Source organism: Streptomyces erythrochromogenes, from assembly GCF_036170895.1.
GTDB lineage: Bacteria > Actinomycetota > Actinomycetes > Streptomycetales > Streptomycetaceae > Streptomyces > Streptomyces erythrochromogenes.
Map to the genome: position 1 here is coordinate 5,699,419 of NZ_CP108036.1, position 16,774 is coordinate 5,716,192.

Genomic DNA, 16,774 nt, shown 5'->3' on the forward strand with positions numbered 1-16,774 from the left:
CAACCGTCTGGTTCAGGACTTTTCCGGCGACGTCAGGTCGATCAGGCGGCAGACCGTTTCGATGTCGATCTTTACCTGGGCGATCGAGGCGCGGCCCGACAGCCAGGTGATCAGCGCGGAGTGCCAGGTGTGCTCGATGACCCGGACGGCCGACAGCTGTTCCGCCGTCGGCGGGTGCTCCAGGCCCATCGCGTCCAGGATGATCGCCGTGGTCAGGCGGGACACGGTGTCGACCTCGGGGCTCACGCTGCGGTCCGCGAAGGTCAGCGCCCGCACCATCGCGTCGGCCAGCTGCGGCTCCCGCTGGAGGGCGCGGAAGGCGCGCATCAGGGTCTCCGCGACGCGTGCCGCCGGCTCGTCCCCGGCGGGCGGGCGCTTGCGCAGCGTGGTGTGCATGTGCTGGAGCTGGTCCTGCATGGTGGCGACCAGCAGGTGCACCTTGGACGGGAAGTAGCGGTAGAGCGTCCCCAGGGCCACGCCGGCGGCCTCGGCGACCTCGCGCATCTGGACGGCGTCGAAGCCGCCCCGGCTGGCCAGCTGGGCACTCGCGTGCAGGATCCGGCGGCGGCGTGCCTCCTGGCGCTCCGTCAGGGGAGGCGACGCCGGTGTGGTGACGGCCTTCACTTCCGCACTCATGTGTCCCGTTCCGTGTCGTTGCGCGGGCTGTTTCCGGGCTGATCCGCAGCCAGCATCTCAGGCGCCGCGGTCGTGGCGCGAATCACCTGCTCCATCTCTTACGGTGTGGTTTCCGGCCGGTAGATTCAATGCTCTTGGACGGATCAAGTCTGAAACTTGTTCTACATTATCCGAGCGGTTACGCTCCGGCGAAAGTGCAGTGAGAAGGGGGCCGAGAGTGACCGCTGAGGCCGTGGCGACGAGCCCTTTCGCGGGTCCCGCCGACGACGGTGAGCGTCCGCTGCGCATCGCCCTCCTCACCTATAAGGGGAACCCGTTCTGCGGCGGTCAGGGCGTCTACGTACGTCACCTCTCGCGCGAGCTGGTCCGCCTCGGGCACTCCGTCGAGGTCATCGGCGCGCAGCCCTACCCGGTGCTCGACACGGGTGCCACGCTCACCGAGCTGCCGAGCCTCGACCTGTACCGCAGCCCCGACCCCTTCCGTACGCCGGGGCGCGACGAGTACCGGGACTGGATCGACGCCCTCGAGGTCGCGACGATGTGGACCGGCGGCTTTCCCGAGCCGCTGACGTTCTCGCTGCGCGCCCGCCGCCATCTGCGGGATCGGGCGGGCGAGTTCGACGTCATCCACGACAACCAGACCCTCGGCTACGGTCTGCTCGGCGACCTCGGCGCGCCGCTGGTGACGACGATCCACCACCCCATCACCGTCGACCGCAAGCTCGACCTCGACGCCGCGCAGGGCCGCGTGAAGCGGGCCTCCGTGCGCCGCTGGTACGCCTTCACCCGCATGCAGGGCCGCGTGGCCCGCAAGCTGCCGTCCGTGCTCACCGTCTCCGGGTCCTCCCGGCAGGAGATCGCCGACCACCTCGGCGTCCGGGACGAGCGCATCCACGTCGTGCACATCGGCGCCGACACCGACCTGTGGTCGCCCGACGCGTCGGTGGCGGAGGTGCCCGGCCGCATCGTGACCACCTCCAGCGCCGACGTGCCGCTCAAGGGCCTGGTCTTCCTCGTCGAGGCGCTCGCGAAGCTGCGCACCGAGCAGCCCGACGCCCACCTCGTCGTGGTCGGCAAGCGCGCCGAGCAGGGCCCCGTGGCCCGCGCCATCGAGACGTACGGCCTCCAGGACGCCGTCCGCTTCGTCAAGGGCATCACCGACGCCGAGCTCGTCGACCTGGTGCGCAGCGCGCAGGTGGCGTGCGTGCCGTCGCTGTACGAGGGCTTCTCGCTCCCGGCGGCCGAGGCCATGGCCACCGGCACCCCGCTCGTGGCCACCACCGGCGGTGCGATCCCCGAGGTCGCCGGACCCGACGGCGAGACCTGCCTCGCCGTGCCGCCCGGCGACGCCGGCGCGCTGGCCGCCGCGCTGGGCCGGATGCTGGGCGATCCACAGCTGCGGGCCCGCCTCGGCGCGGCCGGACGCGAACGGGTCCTGACCCGTTTCACCTGGGCCGCCGCCGCCGAGGGAACCGCCGCGCACTACCGTGCCGCCATCGAGCAGTCCCGGGCCGCCCGCAGCCGCCGCGCGCGGTGACCTTCCGCCTCATCCACACCGTCCCCACCCCCGTACACCCCCGCGACCGCGAAGGCAGGACCCCGTGCTGACCGTCGATTTCTCCCGGTTCCCGCTCGCCGCAGGCGATCGCGTACTCGACCTCGGCTGCGGCGCAGGCCGCCACGCCTTCGAGTGCTACCGGAGAGGCGCCCAGGTGGTCGCCGTCGACCGCAACGGCGAGGAGATCCGCGAGGTCGCCAAGTGGTTCGCCGCGATGAAGGAGGCCGGTGAGGCCCCGGCCGGTGCCACCGCCACCGCGATGGAGGGCGACGCCCTGGCCCTGCCCTTCCCCGACGACTCCTTCGACGTCGTCATCATCTCCGAGGTGATGGAGCACATCCACGACGACAAGGGCGTGCTCGCGGAGATGGTCCGCGTGCTCAAGCCGGGCGGGCGCATCGCCATAACCGTCCCGCGCTACGGCCCGGAGAAGATCTGCTGGGCGCTGTCCGACGCCTACCACGAGGTCGAGGGCGGCCACATCCGCATCTACAAGGCGGACGAGCTGCTCGGCAAGATGCGGGCCGCGGGCCTCAAGCCGTACGGCACGCACCACGCGCACGGGCTGCACTCGCCGTACTGGTGGCTCAAGTGCGCCTTCGGCGTGGACAACGACAAGGCGCTGCCGGTCAAGGCGTACCACAAGCTCCTGGTCTGGGACATCATGAAGAAGCCGCTCGCGACGCGGCTCGCGGAGCAGGCCCTCAACCCGCTCATCGGCAAGAGCTTCGTCGCGTACGCGACCAAGCCCCACCTTCCCGTCGGCGCGACCCAGTGAGCTCGCCCGGGCGTACCGAACACCTCGTCCTGGATGGCGTACTGACCGCGGAGCAGGCCGCCGAGACGGTCGCGGGCATCCTCGCGGTGCAGCGCGCCGACGGCGCCATCCCGTGGTTCCGCGGTCACCACCTCGACCCGTGGGACCACACCGAGGCGGCGATGGCGCTGGACGCGGCCGGGGAGCACGAGGCGGCCGACCGGGCGTACGCGTGGCTGGCCCGGCACCAGAACCAGGACGGTTCCTGGTACGCGGCCTACGCCGACCGGCCCGACGGTGTGGACACCGCCGAGCCGCAGGACGCGAGCCGCGAGAGCAACTTCACCGCCTACATAGCCGTCGGCGTCTGGCACCACTACCTGTCGACCGGCGACGACACCTTCCTCGACCGCATGTGGCCGTCCGTCCACTCTGCCGTGGAGTGCGTGCTGTCGCTGCAACAGCCGGGTGGCGAGATCGGCTGGAAGCGGGAGGCGGACGGCACGCCGGTCACCGACGCGCTGCTGACCGGGTCCTCCTCCATCCACCAGGCGCTGCGCTGCGCGCTGGCGATCGCCGAGCACCGCGAGGAACCGCAGCCGGACTGGGAGCTCGCGGCGGGCGCGCTGCGGCATGCGATACGCCGTCACCCCGAGCGGTTCCTGGACAAGGACCACTACTCGATGGACTGGTACTACCCGGTCCTCGGGGGCGCCCTGACGGGCGAGGAGGCGAAGGCGCGGATCGAGGGGCGCTGGGACGAGTTCGTGGTCCCGGACCTGGGGGTGCGGTGCGTCCTGCCGAACCCGTGGGTGACGGGCGGCGAGTCCTGCGAGCTGGCGATCGCCCTGTGGGCGACGGGGGAGTCGGACCGGGCGCTGGAGATCCTGCGGTCGATCGGTCACCTGCGCGCGGACAACGGCATGTACTGGACGGGGTACGTCTTCCAGGACGAGGCGGTGTGGCCGGTGGAGCAGACGACGTGGACCGCCGGGTCGCTGCTGCTGGCCGTCGCGGCGCTGGGCGGGGACGAGGCCACCACCGAGGTGTTCGGCGGGGGTTCGCTCCCGGCCGGGCTGGAGCCGGACTGCTGCGGCTGAGCCGGACCTGACGTACGGAAGGGGCCCTTCCCGCCCGATGGCGGGGAGGGCCCCTTCGCGTGCCCGCGGGGCGGGGCGTGGGGGCGCGCGGCGTCAGCGGCGGTAGAGCCATCCGGCGACGGCGTGGCCGACCAGGACGTAGACGACGGCGGCCAGGCCGTAGCCGATGACGACCTGGACCCATTCGCGGCTGAAGGTGAACAGGTCGTAGGACCAGCCGGCCAGCCAGCTCGCGGCGTCATGGATGAAGTTGACCAGTTCGTTGCCCTGGTTGGCGTCCAGGAACCAGAGCAGGATCCACAGGACGATCACGAAGGCAAGCACGTCCGCCACCAGAGCGACGGCCCGGCCTGCCTGACTGCTTCCTCGGGTGCGTACTCGCGTGTGTGAGGTCATGCTGCGCGTGTTGCCGCCCAGGCGCGTCGCAAACCCGAACGGGTCCGCCGGGTGGCGGGCCCGCGGGGCCGGGGTGAGGCTGCGGGTGACGCCTGAGTCCCCGGAGGAAACCGTGTCCGTACCCACGACCGTCCGATTCCGTCGCGCCCTCACGGCAGTGGTCCTGTCGACCGCGCTGCTCGCCGGTGCCACCGCCTGCGGCAGCGGTGGCGGCGGTGCGCAGCGGGAGGAGCTGTCCGCCGCCTCGATGGGTGAGCTGGCCGCGCTCGCCGCCGCGGAGCCGGCGGCGGCGGAGGCCGACGAGCGGGCGGCCGTGACGCCTTCGCCGAGCACGTCCGCCGAGAAGCAGAAGTTCGCCAAGACGCGGTTCGTCGCCAACGCGTCGCTCGCGGCGGGCGCCACGTACCAGTGGATCGTCAAGCCGTACCGCGAGGGCAAGTTCAAGAAGGGGGCGAAGGGCCGGACCTTCGCGCTCATCAAGGCGGGCCTGGCGGGCGCCTTCGCGTACAACCGGCTGAAGGCGGCGGCCGACAACGCCAAGGGCGACCCGCTGCTGTCGAAGGCGATGGCCCCGCTGACGGCGGGCATCGAGTCGCTGAAGGGCCTCGGCAGCAAGCTGCGCAAGGGCCAGGCGGGTGACGCCGACATCTCGTCCTTCGACGACGTCATCAACAGCGTGAAGGAGGCGGGCAAGAGCGCGGGCGCCGAGGTGACCAACAAGGTCCCGAGCGCCTCCCAGCTCGGCGGCTAGCCCCCCCGACCGTCGTGCGGCCCCGGGCCGGGGCGGGCGTCGCCGCCCCCTCGGCCGCGGGGCTGTTTGAATGGGCGGGTGATCGAGTACGTGTTGCTTGCCGGCGGGGTCGTCGGGGTCGGGTGGCTGGTGCGGCGCAAGCACCGGGCACGGGCGGCCGCCGCGCCCGTGCCGGGGATTCCCGGGATGGCGCGGCGGCCGGCCGGAGCGGGCCGCTGGCGGCCGGGACGGGTGTACGCCGACGGGGGCGCGGCCCGCTGGGTTCCCGAGCGCGGGGAGTCCGTGGAGCTGCCCGGGGGGCGGGCGACCGGGTTGCGGGTGCCGTCGGTGAAGGAGGGGATCTCCATCAATCCCGGCTCGCGGATCGTGACCTGCGCCTACGACGGCGGCGGGAGCATCGAGATCGCCGTGATGCCGCTGGACGTGCGCGAGCTGCTGGAGGCCCTGCCGCAGGCGGACACGCCCTCGCCGTGAGCCGCCGTGAGCCGCCGTGAGCCGCCGTGAGTCGCCGTGAGCTGCCGTGAGCCGACGGAGCCCCGGTCACCGCCGTGTGTGCGGTGGCCGGGGCTCCCTGGTGCCGTGCGGGCGGTCAGCCCTGGGTGAAGTAGCCGAACAGGTCGGTGATCACGTGGTTGGCGCCGCCGTAGCTGTTCCAGACGGTGACGCGGCCGTCCGCCACCGGGGTGGTGACGTGGTTGGGGACGGTCTCGCCGGGACGGGTCTGCAGGCTGCTGGCGTCGGGCCGCACGCCCCCGTGTCCGTAGACGGTGAGGAAGCCGGGGCCGGTGGTGTCGGTGGCGGTCACGTTCAGGGCCGCGCCGAGCGCGCTCGCGGGGATCCCGGTGACGGTGGTGGCGGCGCCGGGGGCGAGCTTGCCGGTGGTGCGGGTGTCCGCGAGGCGCTGCGGGACGACGGGGGTGAACAGCGTGGTGCCGCTCGTGCCGTAGTAGCCGACCGCGTCCAGCACCAGGTGGGTGGAGCCGCTGTTGGTGTAGAGGGTGATGGTGCCGTTCGGTCCGACGGGGACGATGGCCTGGTTGGACTTGTCCTTGCCGGGTTCGAGGTTGAGGTTCGAGGTGGCGGGCCGCTTGTCCTGGTACGGGTAGGCGATGACGTGGCTGTTCTCCGTCGCGCCGGTGCCGGTCAGGTTGAGGGCGACGGCGGTGGCGTCGGCCGGGATGCCGTTGACGCCGGCGACCTTCACCGTGCGGGTCTGTCCGCCGCCCAGGGCGCCGCCCGCGGTGCGGGTGTCGACGACGCGGGTCGGGGCGATCGGGGCGAAGCGCTGCCCAGCGTTCGGCTGGTAGTAGCCGACGAAGTCCACGATGAGCGCGGCCTTGCCGGAGTTGAGCTGCGCGGAGATCTTGCCGTCCGCGCCGATGGGCACGGTGACGGTGTTGGAGGAGGTGCCGCCCGCCTTGACGTTGACGTTGGAGGTGGCCGGGCGGGCCTGGCCCGAGGGCCAGACGCCGAGGTGGGTGTCCTCGCTGGCCCCGGTGACCGTGACGTTCAGGACGGCCGCGGACGCGCCGGCCGTGTGGTGCGGTCCGGAGCTGTAGTAGTGGACCGGCACGGCGATCGGGGTGGCGGTGCCGCCCTGGACGGGGGCGTTGGCGGTGCGGGTGTCCAGTACCCGGGCCGGGTGGACGGCGACGTAGCCGGCCGGGGTGTAGGCAACCTCCACGTTCCGTTCGGTGGTGGAGGTGGCGCCCTTGACGTCCTTGAGGGTCGTCGTCACCTTGTACGTGCCGGGCTGCTTGTAGGTGTGCCGGACGGGCTCCAGGGAGCTGCGGCTCTCCTGGGCGCCGTCACCGAAGTCGACGTCCACACGCTCGACGGGCCACGGCAGGGTGGAGGTCTGCGCGTCGGCCTCGACGGACAGCGGGGGCACGAGCGCGTTGGGGGTGTTCGCCTGCGGCAGGACGGGCTGGGCGGTGAAGGCCGCGGTCAGCGGGGTGTTCGCGGTCACCTTGGCCGCGACCTGGGTGGCGAACTGCTTCCGGTCCTTGTTGGACACCGTCACCTTGACCGTGCACGCGCACGGCTTGTCGTAGACGTGCTCGGCGGTGGCGGCCGAGGTGGAGAGCGGGGCGGTGCCGTCGCCGAAGTCGTACGCGTAGGTGAGCCCGGTGAGCCAGCGGCTGTCGGCGGTCGCTTTCACCTTCACCGTGGTGCCGGTCGGCGCCCAGGCCGGTTCGAGCTCCGCTCGGACGCCGACGAGGCCGTCGGTCAGTTCGAAGGCACCGCGGTCGAGGTGTCCGCCGTCCTTGCCGGTGTTCGGGACGCGGGGGTCGTCGCTGGTCTCCCGCCCGTAGTGGTCGGTGAGCAGCACGCCCGGTGCGGTGGCGTCGGCGGAGTCGACCGTGGGGGAGCCGTCCTCCGCGCCGACGCCCTTCGACGTCGGGGTGAGGATGTCGTGCGCGCCCTGGCCGGTCCCGGCGTGGAAGGTCGCCTGGTCCGCGTAGGGGGCGTCCGCCCACTTGTAGGCGATCCGGTCGGCGGTGAAGGGGCCGCTGATCAGGTTGTAGTCGGCGCGGGTGCCGGCGGTGGCGGTCTGCGCCACCTCGATGCCGTAGCGTGCGCCGGGGTCTCCGCAGCCGGCTTCGAAGTCGGTGTGGACGACGTTGTTGAACAGGGCCGCGCCGTTGGAGCCGCCGGAGAGCTTGATGCCCGCCTCGCAGTCACGGCGGATCGTGTTGTTGGTGACGACGAGGCCGGTCGCGTCCCACGCGACGACGGCGGGGTGGACGTAGCCCTGGATCTCGTTGCGGCTGAGGACGACGTCGCGGGCGAACTCGACCCGGACGGACGTCTTCAGCCTGCTGTGCTGGAGGCGGACGTCCGAGCTCCCGCCGTCGATCGTGACGGAGTCGGGGTTGTTGGTGACGGTGAGCCCGCGCAGTCCGATGTCGGTGGAACCGGTGACCCGGACGCCGGACGGGGCGTCAAGTGCGCTGATGTTCACGTGGGAGGCGCCGCTCACGGTCAGGGTCCTGCCCGGCGCCAGCTTGAACTTGGAAGCGTCCTCCAGCTCGGAGACCAGCGTGATCGGCTTGCCGGGCAGCCCGCCCCGGTCGACCACGACGTTCTCGTTGTACGCCCTGCCCGGGGTGATGTGCACGGTCTGTCCCGGCTGCACGGTCCTGGTCGCGGCCGAGATGGTGCAGAAGGGCTGGGCGTCCGAACCGGGGCCGCCGTCCGAGCACCGGGTGAAGGTGTTGTCCACGTAGAGGTGGGTCGCGGGTTCGGCGGCGGCCGCGGTGGCCGGCAGGCCGAGGAGGGAGACGAGCCCTGCGGTCAGCAGGACGGTCGTACGAGTGGGGCGCAGCAAGGCGTTCCTTCGACGAGGGGGCGGCGTGTGCCGCGGTGGGCGCGGCGCATCACGACCGGTGCGCGGCCGGTTCCCCCCGGCGGCAGTCGGGCGCTCGCGAGATCCCCCCCAGCGGCAACGATCATCATCCACTTGCGGCCAGCCGCTGTCACTTCCTATTGTCCGACTGGAGTCCCTCAGCTGTTGAGCTCCGCCAGCACGCGCAGGGTGTGCGGGTCCGGAGCCGTCACCAGGAGGTCCGTCACCGGGCCCTTGCGCCACAGCTCCAGTCGCTCCGCGATCCGCTCGCGCGGTCCCACCAGCGAGATCTCGTCGGCGAAGGCGTCCGGGACGGCGAGTACCGCCTCCTCCTTGCGGCCCGTGAGGAAGAGCTCCTGGATGCGGCGGGCCTCTTCCTCGTAGCCCATCCGGGCCATCAGGGCGGCGTGGAAGTTGCGGGCCTCGTGTCCCATGCCGCCGATGTAGAAGCCGAGCATGGCCTTGACCGGGAGCAGTCCTTCGGCGACGTCGTCGCAGACGTGCGCCCGCGCCATCGGCGCGATCATGAAGCCTTCGGGGAGGTCGGCCAGCGAGGCCTGGTAGGCGTCGGTGCGGGTCGGCGACCAGTACAGGGGCAGCCAGCCGTCCGCGATCCGGGTGGTCTGAGCGATGTTCTTCGGGCCTTCGGCACCCAGCAGGAGCGGGAGGCCGGCGCGCAGCGGGTGGGTGATGGGCTTGAGGGGCTTGCCGATCCCGGTTCCGTCCTCGCCGCGGTACGGGTGGCTGTGGAAGCGGCCGTCCAGCGCGACGGGGCCCTCGCGGCGCAGGACCTGGCGGATGACGTCGACGTACTCGCGGGTCGCGGTCAGAGGGCTCGCGGGGAACGGGCGCCCGTACCAGCCCTCGACCACCTGTGGGCCGGACAGGCCCAGGCCCAGCATCATCCGGCCGCCGGAGAGGTGGTCCAGGGTGAGGGCGTGCATGGCGGTGGCGGTCGGGGTGCGGGCGGCCATCTGCGCGATGGCGGTGCCCAGGCGGATCCGCGAGGTGTGCGCGGCGATCCAGGTCAGGGGGGTGAAGGCGTCGGAGCCCCAGGCTTCGGCGGTCCACACGGAGTCGTAGCCGAGCCTCTCGGCCTCGGTGGCGAGGTCGAGGTGGGCGGGGTTGGGGCCGCGGCCCCAGTAGCCGAGTGCGAGTCCGAGGCGCATGGGGCGGGTCCCTCCAGCCGGAACTGACGATGCGTCAGGCGACTGTAGGGCAACGGCCCCCCGCCCGGAAGGGCGGGGGGCCGTCGCGCCGGGCCCGGCTACTTGCTGAAGTAGCCGGTGATGTCGGCGATGAGGTCGACGGTGCCGGCGTTGTTGTAGAAGCTGATCTTGCCGTCCACGACGGGGACGATGACCAGGTTGGGGATGGTCTGTCCGGTGGTGAAGTTGAGGTTCGAGGCGCTCGTGCGGGTCGTGCCGTGCGGGTAGACCGACACGTGGCCGGCCGTGCTCGGGTTGGTCGCCGTCACGTTCAGGATCACCGCGGTGACGCCCTCGGCCGGCACGCCTTCGACGCCCGCGACGGTCAGGGTGACGACACCGCCCGCACCGACCGGGGCCTTGGCGACGCCGAGCCCGGAGCGGGTGTCCATCAGGCGCTTCGGGCCCGCACCGGAGTGCTTGGCGCCCTGGCCCGACGTGGTGAAGTAGCCGGTGATGTCGGCGATGAGGTCGACGGTGCCGGCGTTGTTGTAGAAGCTGATCTTGCCGTCCACGACGGGGACGATGACCAGGTTGGGGATGGTCTGTCCGGTGGTGAAGTTGAGGTTCGAGGCGCTCGTGCGGGTCGTGCCGTGCGGGTAGACCGACACGTGGCCGGCCGTGCTCGGGTTGGTCGCCGTCACGTTGAGGACCACCGCGGTGACGCCTTCGACCGGCACGCCCTCGACGCCCGTGAGGCCCGAGACCTGGAGGTCCAGGACCTGACCCTGGCCGACCGGGGCGACGGGGGCGCCGCCCGTGCCGTCCCGGGTGTCCAGGATCCGCTTCGGACCGAGGTTCATGTGGGTGCTGCCCTCGCCGCTCGCGAGGAAGTAGCCGTTGATGTCGGCGATCAGGTCGACGGTGCCGGCGCTGTTGTAGAACTGGACGATGCCGTCCTGGACGGGTACGACGACCAGGTTCGGGATGGTCTGCCCGGCGGTGAAGTTGAGGTTCGAGGTGCTGGGGCGGGCCACGCCGTTGGGGTAGACCGACACGTGACCGGCCTCCGTCGGGTTGGTCGCCGTCACGTTCAGCGCCACCGACGTCACGCCGTACGCGGGGATGCCCTGGACGCCCGCGACCTTCAGGATCGCCACTTCGCCCGGTCCGACCTTCGCCTTCGGCACGCCCACGCCCTCGCGCGTGTCCATCAGGCGCTTGGGCAGGACCGGGACGTACTTGACGTCCGAGACGTCCGCCTCGACGGTGACCGGGAGGCTCGTGGACACCTTGCCGTTCTTGGCGGTCGCCCGGACCTGGACCCGGTGGCCGCCCAGGCTCAGCATGGTGGCGGCGCGCGTGGCGTCACCGCCGACCGTCGCGACCGACGTACCGTCCACCAGCAGCTCGAACGAGCTCACCAGCGGCGCGGCCGTGCTGGTGGAGAAGTCGACCACCAGCGGCCCCGGGGTCTTCGCCGTGCCGCCCGGCACGACGGCCTTCTCGTTCACGGCGCCGATCTTCAGCCGGGCCGCGGGGCCCGACTTCCGGATCGTGTCCAGCTGCGGGTACAGCTGGTGGCCCGGGCACTCGGTGTTGAAACCGTCGCGGTGACCGGAGACGGTCTTGAACTGGTAGGGCTGCCCGGCGGTGAAGCTGGTGCCCGCGTAGTTCTTCTGCGTGGCGCCCGCGGTCAGCGTCGTCGTGCCGTCCATGTCGGCGTCGTACTGGCCCAGCTTGTACGCGGCCATCTTCGAGATGCCTTCGAGCGCGGCGGGCGAGGCCCCGGCGGTCGTGTGGTCGCCGAGGACCGCGACGCTCGTCGACTCCGAGTTGAAGCCGTAGGTGTGGGCGCCCATCACCGGCTGGTCCACGCCGCCCTGACGGCCCTCGAAGAGGGTGCCGCACTTGTCGACGAGGAAGTTGTAGCCGAGGTCGCGCCAGCCGTTCGTCTTCACGTGGTAGACGTGCAGACCGCGGACGATGGCCGCGGAATCCGCGCACTCGTACGGGGCGGCGGCCGCCGTGTGGTGCACGAACAGAGCCTTGATCTTCCCGCCCGCGAGGTAGAGCGGCCCCTCGTTGTTCAGCGACTCGTCGGCGCCCCACTGGGCGCGCGGGACGACGTCCGGTCGCGGCGCCGTCGACTCCGGCCCGGGGGCCACCGCAGCGGCCGCCGCGCGGGCGCCCGAGGCCGGCGCGGACTTCGCCGCACCGCCGCGCCCGGCCTTGCCCGGGTCCACCAGGTCCAGCTCCAGGCCCGCCGGCAGCGCGGCAGAGCCGCCGCTCACCCGCACCTCGGCGCCGTCGGCGGAGCCGACCCACACGGGCTCCGTGGCGCCGCGCGCACCCGGGCGGACGCCGTCCAGACCGGCCTTGAGCGGCTCCAGCTCGACCCACGGCGTCCACGCCCCGGTCACGGCGTTGCGGCTGCGGGCCTCGATCTTCCCCTGCACCTCGGCGGAGGCGTCCTTCCAGGACACGCCCATGAGCCCGAAGCGGTCGGTGTTCTGCGCGGAGACTGCCGCCTCCGTGGCGCTCCTCGGCTCCAGCGCGAGCCTGCGGACCGTGCCCTCGACCGGGCCGCTCGTCCCGGCGGAAGCGCTGCTGCCCGCCCGGTCCGGACCGGGTCCGGCGGCCACGGCCACCCCCGGCAGGCACAGCGCCGTCACGACGCCGAGCGCGGCGGCGAGAGCCCTACCGCGCATGCGACTTGCTATCACGTGTTCCCCACCCGTTTGCAACTCATCGAATATGAGTACTGGTTGGGTCGATGCTACTGATCCGTACCGACACGGGCGCACACGCGCGTCGCCCCACCGGAGAACCGGTGGGGCGACGTGGGGGACCTACGCATGCGTACGCGGATCAGCCGCGCTGGATGCCCGAGGTGTCGCTCAGGATGCCGCGACGGCCGTCCTGGGTCTGCGCGACCAGGGCGGCCGCGCCGCGCTGCTCGACCGCCAGGTACCAGGTGCCCGGCGCGAGTTCGGCGATCTGCGCGGACGAGCCGTCCTCCGCGAACAGGGGACGGGCCACCGGCACCGCGAACCAGAACGGGCTGAAGTCCGCCGCCGGAGCGGGCGTCGGGGCCGCCTGGTGGCCGGCACCCGAGTCGTGCGGGCCGGGCGCCGGGGTCGGCGTGCCACCGTACGGCGGGACCGGCTGCGGGGTGGAACCGTAGGGCTGCTGCCCGGCCGGGTAGCCGTACCCGGCACCCGGCTGCGGCTGGCCGCCGTACGGCTGCGGGGCGGCGGGACGCGCCTCCGGCACCAGCGCACCGGCGAGCGCCGGGACCTTCGCACCGAAGAGGGCAACGCCGGCCAGGGCCAGCGTGGCGAGGAAGGCGATGACGGCGCCCGCGCCCAGGTCGAGCGTGCTCGGGCAGGTGATCAGCGCCCACAGCGCGGACCAGGCGGCCGAGACGGCGAGGACCGTACCCCACGCCGACAGCGGGATGCCGAGCACCTTGCGGCTCTCCGGCTGGAAGCGGCCCGCGATCAGCAGACCGGTGGCGATGAACCCGAGCAGGAAGACGCTGGGCAGCACGAGGCGGTAGGCGTCGGTGTCCCACGCGCTCGGCAGGTCGCCACCCGTGGTGGAGTAGAAATCGAAGAACGAGGCGATGAACAGCAGCACCGCTGCTCCGATCACCACGCCGTCGCCTCGAGTGAGGGAGCGGATGTTCACGTCTTAGGTGTCCTTCTCGGTCTCGGTCGTCTCGTGGTGCCGCGGTCGCAGCGCAGATCGTGCCTGCAGCAGGGCGGGCGGCACCATGGTACGGATGTATCCCGCAACCGAGAGGATCGGGGCGGCGGGCCTCCCGGCGGGAGGCCCGAGAGGGACTACCCGCCCAGGAAGCCGACGATGCCGTCCGCGATGCCCTGGGCCGCCTTCTGCCGCCACTCCGGACTCGTCAGCTGCGCCGCGTCCTTGGCGTCACGCATGTTGCCGCATTCGATGAACACCTTGGGTCGAGTTGACAGGTTCAGTCCGCCCAGATCGTCGCGGACCACCAAGCCGGTACCGCCGCCCAGGTAGTTGGCGGGGGCCGAGCCGGTGGTGCGGGCGAAGTTCCCGGCGATCCGTTCGCCCAGCTCACGCGAGGGTCCCACGATCTTCGCGGTGTCCGCGGCCCCGCTCTTGACCTTGGCCGGGAGGATGATGTGGAAGCCGCGGTTGCCGGCCGAGACGCCGTCGGCGTGGACGGACACCACCGCGTCCGCGTTCGCCTCGTTGCCGATGCGGGCGCGCTCCGTGATGCACGGCCCCCAGGCGCGGGCGCCCGTCTCGTGGGTGAGGACCACCTTCGCGCCCTGGGCCTCCAGCGCGGTCCGCAGGCGCTTGGACACGTCCATCGTGAACTCCGCCTCCATGTAGCCGGAGTTGGTGGTCGTGCCGGTGGTGTCGCACTCCTTGCGGTTGGTGCCGATGTCGACCTGCTGGTCGATCTCGTCGGTGTGCTTGAAGTTGCCGGTGTTGTGCCCGGGGTCCACGACCACGGTCTTTCCGGTCAGCGGGCCCTTGGCGGGGGCCGGTACGGGGGCCGCCGCGGTCGTCGTCGGGCTCGTGGTCGGGCTCGTGCTCGGGGTGGAGCCCGGCTTCGCGTCCCGCTGGCCCGGAGCCACGGACGAGTGCGAGGCGGGCTGCGCCGCCGGGCCGGACCGGCTCGCGTCCGGCCCGGCCCCGGACAGGGTCTGGGTCAGGACCCAGCCCGCCAGGCAGGCCGGGGCGAGTGCGGCGATCCCGACCACGAGCGTGGAGCGTCGGGTGAACCAGTGCCGGTCCGGATCGGCCGAGGAGCCGGACTCGGGGGGCGGGGGGCTGTCGTCGTAGCGCACGTCCGCGATGCTAGACCGCTGCCCGCCGGCCCGGCCGGTACTGGGCCATCCGGGGGCGTGGTGCGCTTATATGAAGGGTGGGGTCAGATGCCCGGGCCGGTGCGGCGCAGTACGCGCAGGGAGTCGGTGACGGAGATCTCCTCGAAGGCGCCCGAGGCGAGGGCCCGCAGGTAGATCCGGTACGGGGCCTGGCCGCCGTCGGCCGGGTCCGGGAAGACGTCGTGGATGACGAGCGTGCCGCCCTCGGCCACGTGCGGGGCCCAGCCCTCGTAGTCGCCGATCGCGTGCTCGTCGGTGTGGCCGCCGTCGATGAAGACGAAGCCCAGCTTGCCGCCCCAGGCCGCCGCGACCTGCGGGGACCGGCCGACGATCGCGATCACGTGCTCCTCCAGCCCGGCCTTGTGGAGGGTCCGGCGGAAGGTGGGGAGGGTGTCCATCAGCCCGACCTCCGGGTCCACGACCGTCGGGTCGTGGTACTCCCAGCCCGGCTGCTGCTCCTCGCTGCCCCGGTGGTGGTCCACGGTGATCGCGGACACCCCGGCCTCACGGGCCGCGTCGGCCAGCAGGATCGTCGAACGCCCGCAGTACGTGCCGACCTCCAGCAGCGGCAGCCCGAGCGCCCCGGCCGCGGCGGCGGCCTCGTACAGGGCGAGGCCCTCCCGTACGGGCATGAACCCCTTGGCGGCCTCGAAGGCGGCGAGGGTCTCCGGCTTGGGCGTGGCCATGCTGTTCCTCCTGCTGAGCTGCGTGTGGCGGCCCATGCTGCCCTACCGCCGGGTAGCGGTCCATGGGTGGGGTCGCCTCCGACCGGCCCGCCGGTTACGGCAGCGGCCCGAGGTCGCCTTCGAGGACCGTCTGGACGATCCGGGGCCGGCCCCAGAGGCCCAGGATCTCGTTCGCGACGGCCACGATCGGCAACGGGTCGTGATCGCTGTGCGCCCTGATGGCCGCGGCCGAAAGGCTGCGCGGTACGGCTCCGGCATCCAGGAGCACGCGCCACTCCTGCGGACCGAGTTCGAGGTACTCCAGTCCGGTGAGCTTCGCGATCTCCAACGGGTCGGCCAGGGTGCCGGGGTACGCGGTCAGGGTGCGCAGGCGGGGCAGGCCGACGACGGGGGCGAGGCTGAGAGGTGCGTCGTCCCACACACCGATGGACAGGACCTCCAGGCCGGGATGCGCGGCGGATTCGACGCTCTTCAGGCTCGCGATGTTGACCCGGGCGACGGCAGGCGGCCGCCGCTGCCCGGACCCGCCGGGCTCCGAGCCGAGCCGGCCCAGCACGAGGTCGGTGAGGGAGTCGGCGACCAGCTCGGCGCCGACGTTTTCCTCGTGGGACAGCATGATGATCTGGCCCTTGTGCCCGCGGGGGCCGGGTGTCAGGTCGACGGCCAGCCGGTCTCCGCCGCCGTTGTCGCCGAAGGCGATCCAGCCGGGTGAGCCGACGAGGCCCTGCACCATGGCGTCGGGTGAGGTGGTGACCGCCTCCATCGCCGCGAACTCCCAGCGGCAGTACCGCGACGCCGCGTCCGCGACGTACAGGCCGTCGAGATCGAACAGCTCGAAGCCGACCGCCGTGCACGCGTCCATCACCGCTTCGTGGTCGCCACCCAAGTCCTCCCACCGGGCCCGTGTCACCCGGTAGAGGACCTTGAGCTCGTCGGGCAGGGCCACGCCCAGACGCGCTTCGGCCGCGGCGATCTCCTCCTCCGTCGCGCCGATGGCGTGCGGCAGGCGTTCGCGCAGCGTCCGCTCCAGCAGCTCCGGGTCCGCCGAAGGCGCCGGAGCCGCCCCCGGGAACGGTTCGGGGAGCCGGCGCCAGGGCTCGGGGAGAGCACCGTCGACCAGGATCAGCGCTCCCGGGTGCGGGGTGCCGATGCCGGGCTCCACGGCGGGGCTGGGCCCCAGCAGGCGCAGCGTCGTCCTCCCGGTCGCTTCTATGCCCGCGGTGAACGAGACGTCGTCGACTCCCGCGTCCGCGAGCGCGCTCTGCACCCGCTCCACCGCCTCGTTCTCCTCCCGCGTGTCCTCCACTTGCGCGGCCCGGCCGGGGGGCGGCATCCGCCGGGTGAGTGCGAGACTCCAGCCGTGTCGGCCGATGCGTCCCGCGACGCGGACGGGCTTGCCTGCGGGCTCCCGCGCCTTTTCGGCCCGTAGGAGTCGCAGCACCGGTGCCCAGGTCGCGAAGTCGTTCATCGATGCGTCGGAGAACCCCTGATCAGCCATGGGCAGACCGTA

At 72.4% G+C, this 16,774-nt stretch carries 14 protein-coding genes; 5 read left to right on the forward strand and 9 right to left on the reverse strand.

The annotated features are described in order from the left end of the window. Positions 1-12: 12 nt before the first annotated feature. Positions 13-636: a TetR family transcriptional regulator gene (locus OHA91_RS26085; RefSeq protein ID WP_030852348.1), complete on the reverse strand. Its 624-nt coding sequence runs from the start codon at positions 634-636 to the stop codon at positions 13-15. 217 nt (positions 637-853) lie between these two features. On the opposite strand from OHA91_RS26085, the gene OHA91_RS26090 reads away from it, so the two are divergent. The 3 genes from OHA91_RS26090 to OHA91_RS26100 all read left to right on the forward strand — a co-directional run bounded on the left by OHA91_RS26090 (position 854) and on the right by OHA91_RS26100 (position 4,051). Then, entirely contained in the window at positions 854-2,173 is a 1,320-nt protein-coding gene (locus OHA91_RS26090) for a glycosyltransferase family 4 protein (RefSeq protein ID WP_031146080.1), read from the forward strand. A gap of 64 nt (positions 2,174-2,237) precedes the next feature. Further along, on the forward strand, positions 2,238-2,972 hold the full coding sequence (locus tag OHA91_RS26095; RefSeq protein ID WP_030722916.1) for a class I SAM-dependent methyltransferase: 735 nt from the start codon (positions 2,238-2,240) through the stop codon (positions 2,970-2,972). After that, the gene (locus OHA91_RS26100) at positions 2,969-4,051 is read left to right on the forward strand and encodes a prenyltransferase/squalene oxidase repeat-containing protein (RefSeq protein ID WP_031146084.1); all 1,083 of its coding nucleotides are present in this window, start codon (positions 2,969-2,971) and stop codon (positions 4,049-4,051) included. The genes OHA91_RS26095 and OHA91_RS26100 overlap by 4 nt, the downstream gene beginning before the upstream one ends. Before the next feature lie 93 nt (positions 4,052-4,144). Here the strand turns inward: OHA91_RS26100 and OHA91_RS26105 are convergent, their stop codons facing one another. After that, complete coding sequence (locus tag OHA91_RS26105) at positions 4,145-4,447, reverse strand: hypothetical protein (protein WP_078959056.1); 303 nt, start codon at positions 4,445-4,447, stop codon at positions 4,145-4,147. Between the two features lie 112 nt (positions 4,448-4,559). Between OHA91_RS26105 and OHA91_RS26110 the strand changes: the two genes are divergently transcribed. Continuing rightward, complete coding sequence (locus tag OHA91_RS26110) at positions 4,560-5,198, forward strand: hypothetical protein (protein WP_031146088.1); 639 nt, start codon at positions 4,560-4,562, stop codon at positions 5,196-5,198. A 78-nt stretch (positions 5,199-5,276) separates the two neighbouring features. Beyond that, positions 5,277-5,672, forward strand: coding sequence for a hypothetical protein (locus OHA91_RS26115; RefSeq protein WP_051892557.1), 396 nt, complete (start codon positions 5,277-5,279; stop codon positions 5,670-5,672). Between the two features lie 115 nt (positions 5,673-5,787). On the opposite strand, the gene OHA91_RS26120 is transcribed toward OHA91_RS26115, so the two are convergent. The 7 genes from OHA91_RS26120 to OHA91_RS26150 all read right to left on the reverse strand — a co-directional run bounded on the left by OHA91_RS26120 (position 5,788) and on the right by OHA91_RS26150 (position 16,762). Beyond that, a complete protein-coding gene (locus OHA91_RS26120) occupies positions 5,788-8,529 on the reverse strand; it encodes a PKD domain-containing protein (protein ID WP_328740128.1) in 2,742 nt (913 codons plus the stop codon). Positions 8,530-8,705: 176 nt separating this feature from the next. After that, positions 8,706-9,716 (reverse strand): LLM class F420-dependent oxidoreductase, encoded by a 1,011-nt coding sequence (locus OHA91_RS26125; protein WP_031146094.1) that lies wholly within the window; start codon positions 9,714-9,716, stop codon positions 8,706-8,708. Between the two features lie 98 nt (positions 9,717-9,814). Next, positions 9,815-12,406, reverse strand: coding sequence for an N-acetylmuramoyl-L-alanine amidase (locus OHA91_RS26130; RefSeq protein WP_328740129.1), 2,592 nt, complete (start codon positions 12,404-12,406; stop codon positions 9,815-9,817). Between the two features lie 160 nt (positions 12,407-12,566). Continuing rightward, a complete protein-coding gene (locus tag OHA91_RS26135) occupies positions 12,567-13,388 on the reverse strand; it encodes a membrane protein (protein ID WP_031146098.1) in 822 nt (273 codons plus the stop codon). Between the two features lie 155 nt (positions 13,389-13,543). Next, a complete protein-coding gene (locus OHA91_RS26140; RefSeq protein ID WP_031146100.1) occupies positions 13,544-14,539 on the reverse strand; it encodes an N-acetylmuramoyl-L-alanine amidase in 996 nt (331 codons plus the stop codon). A gap of 83 nt (positions 14,540-14,622) precedes the next feature. Beyond that, a complete protein-coding gene (locus tag OHA91_RS26145; RefSeq protein ID WP_266501699.1) occupies positions 14,623-15,264 on the reverse strand; it encodes a class I SAM-dependent methyltransferase in 642 nt (213 codons plus the stop codon). Positions 15,265-15,358: 94 nt separating this feature from the next. Further along, positions 15,359-16,762 carry an SMI1/KNR4 family protein gene (locus OHA91_RS26150; RefSeq protein WP_328740130.1) on the reverse strand — a complete coding sequence of 468 codons (1,404 nt, stop codon included), beginning with the start codon at positions 16,760-16,762 and terminating at the stop codon, positions 15,359-15,361. Between the last annotated feature and the right edge of the window lie 12 nt (positions 16,763-16,774).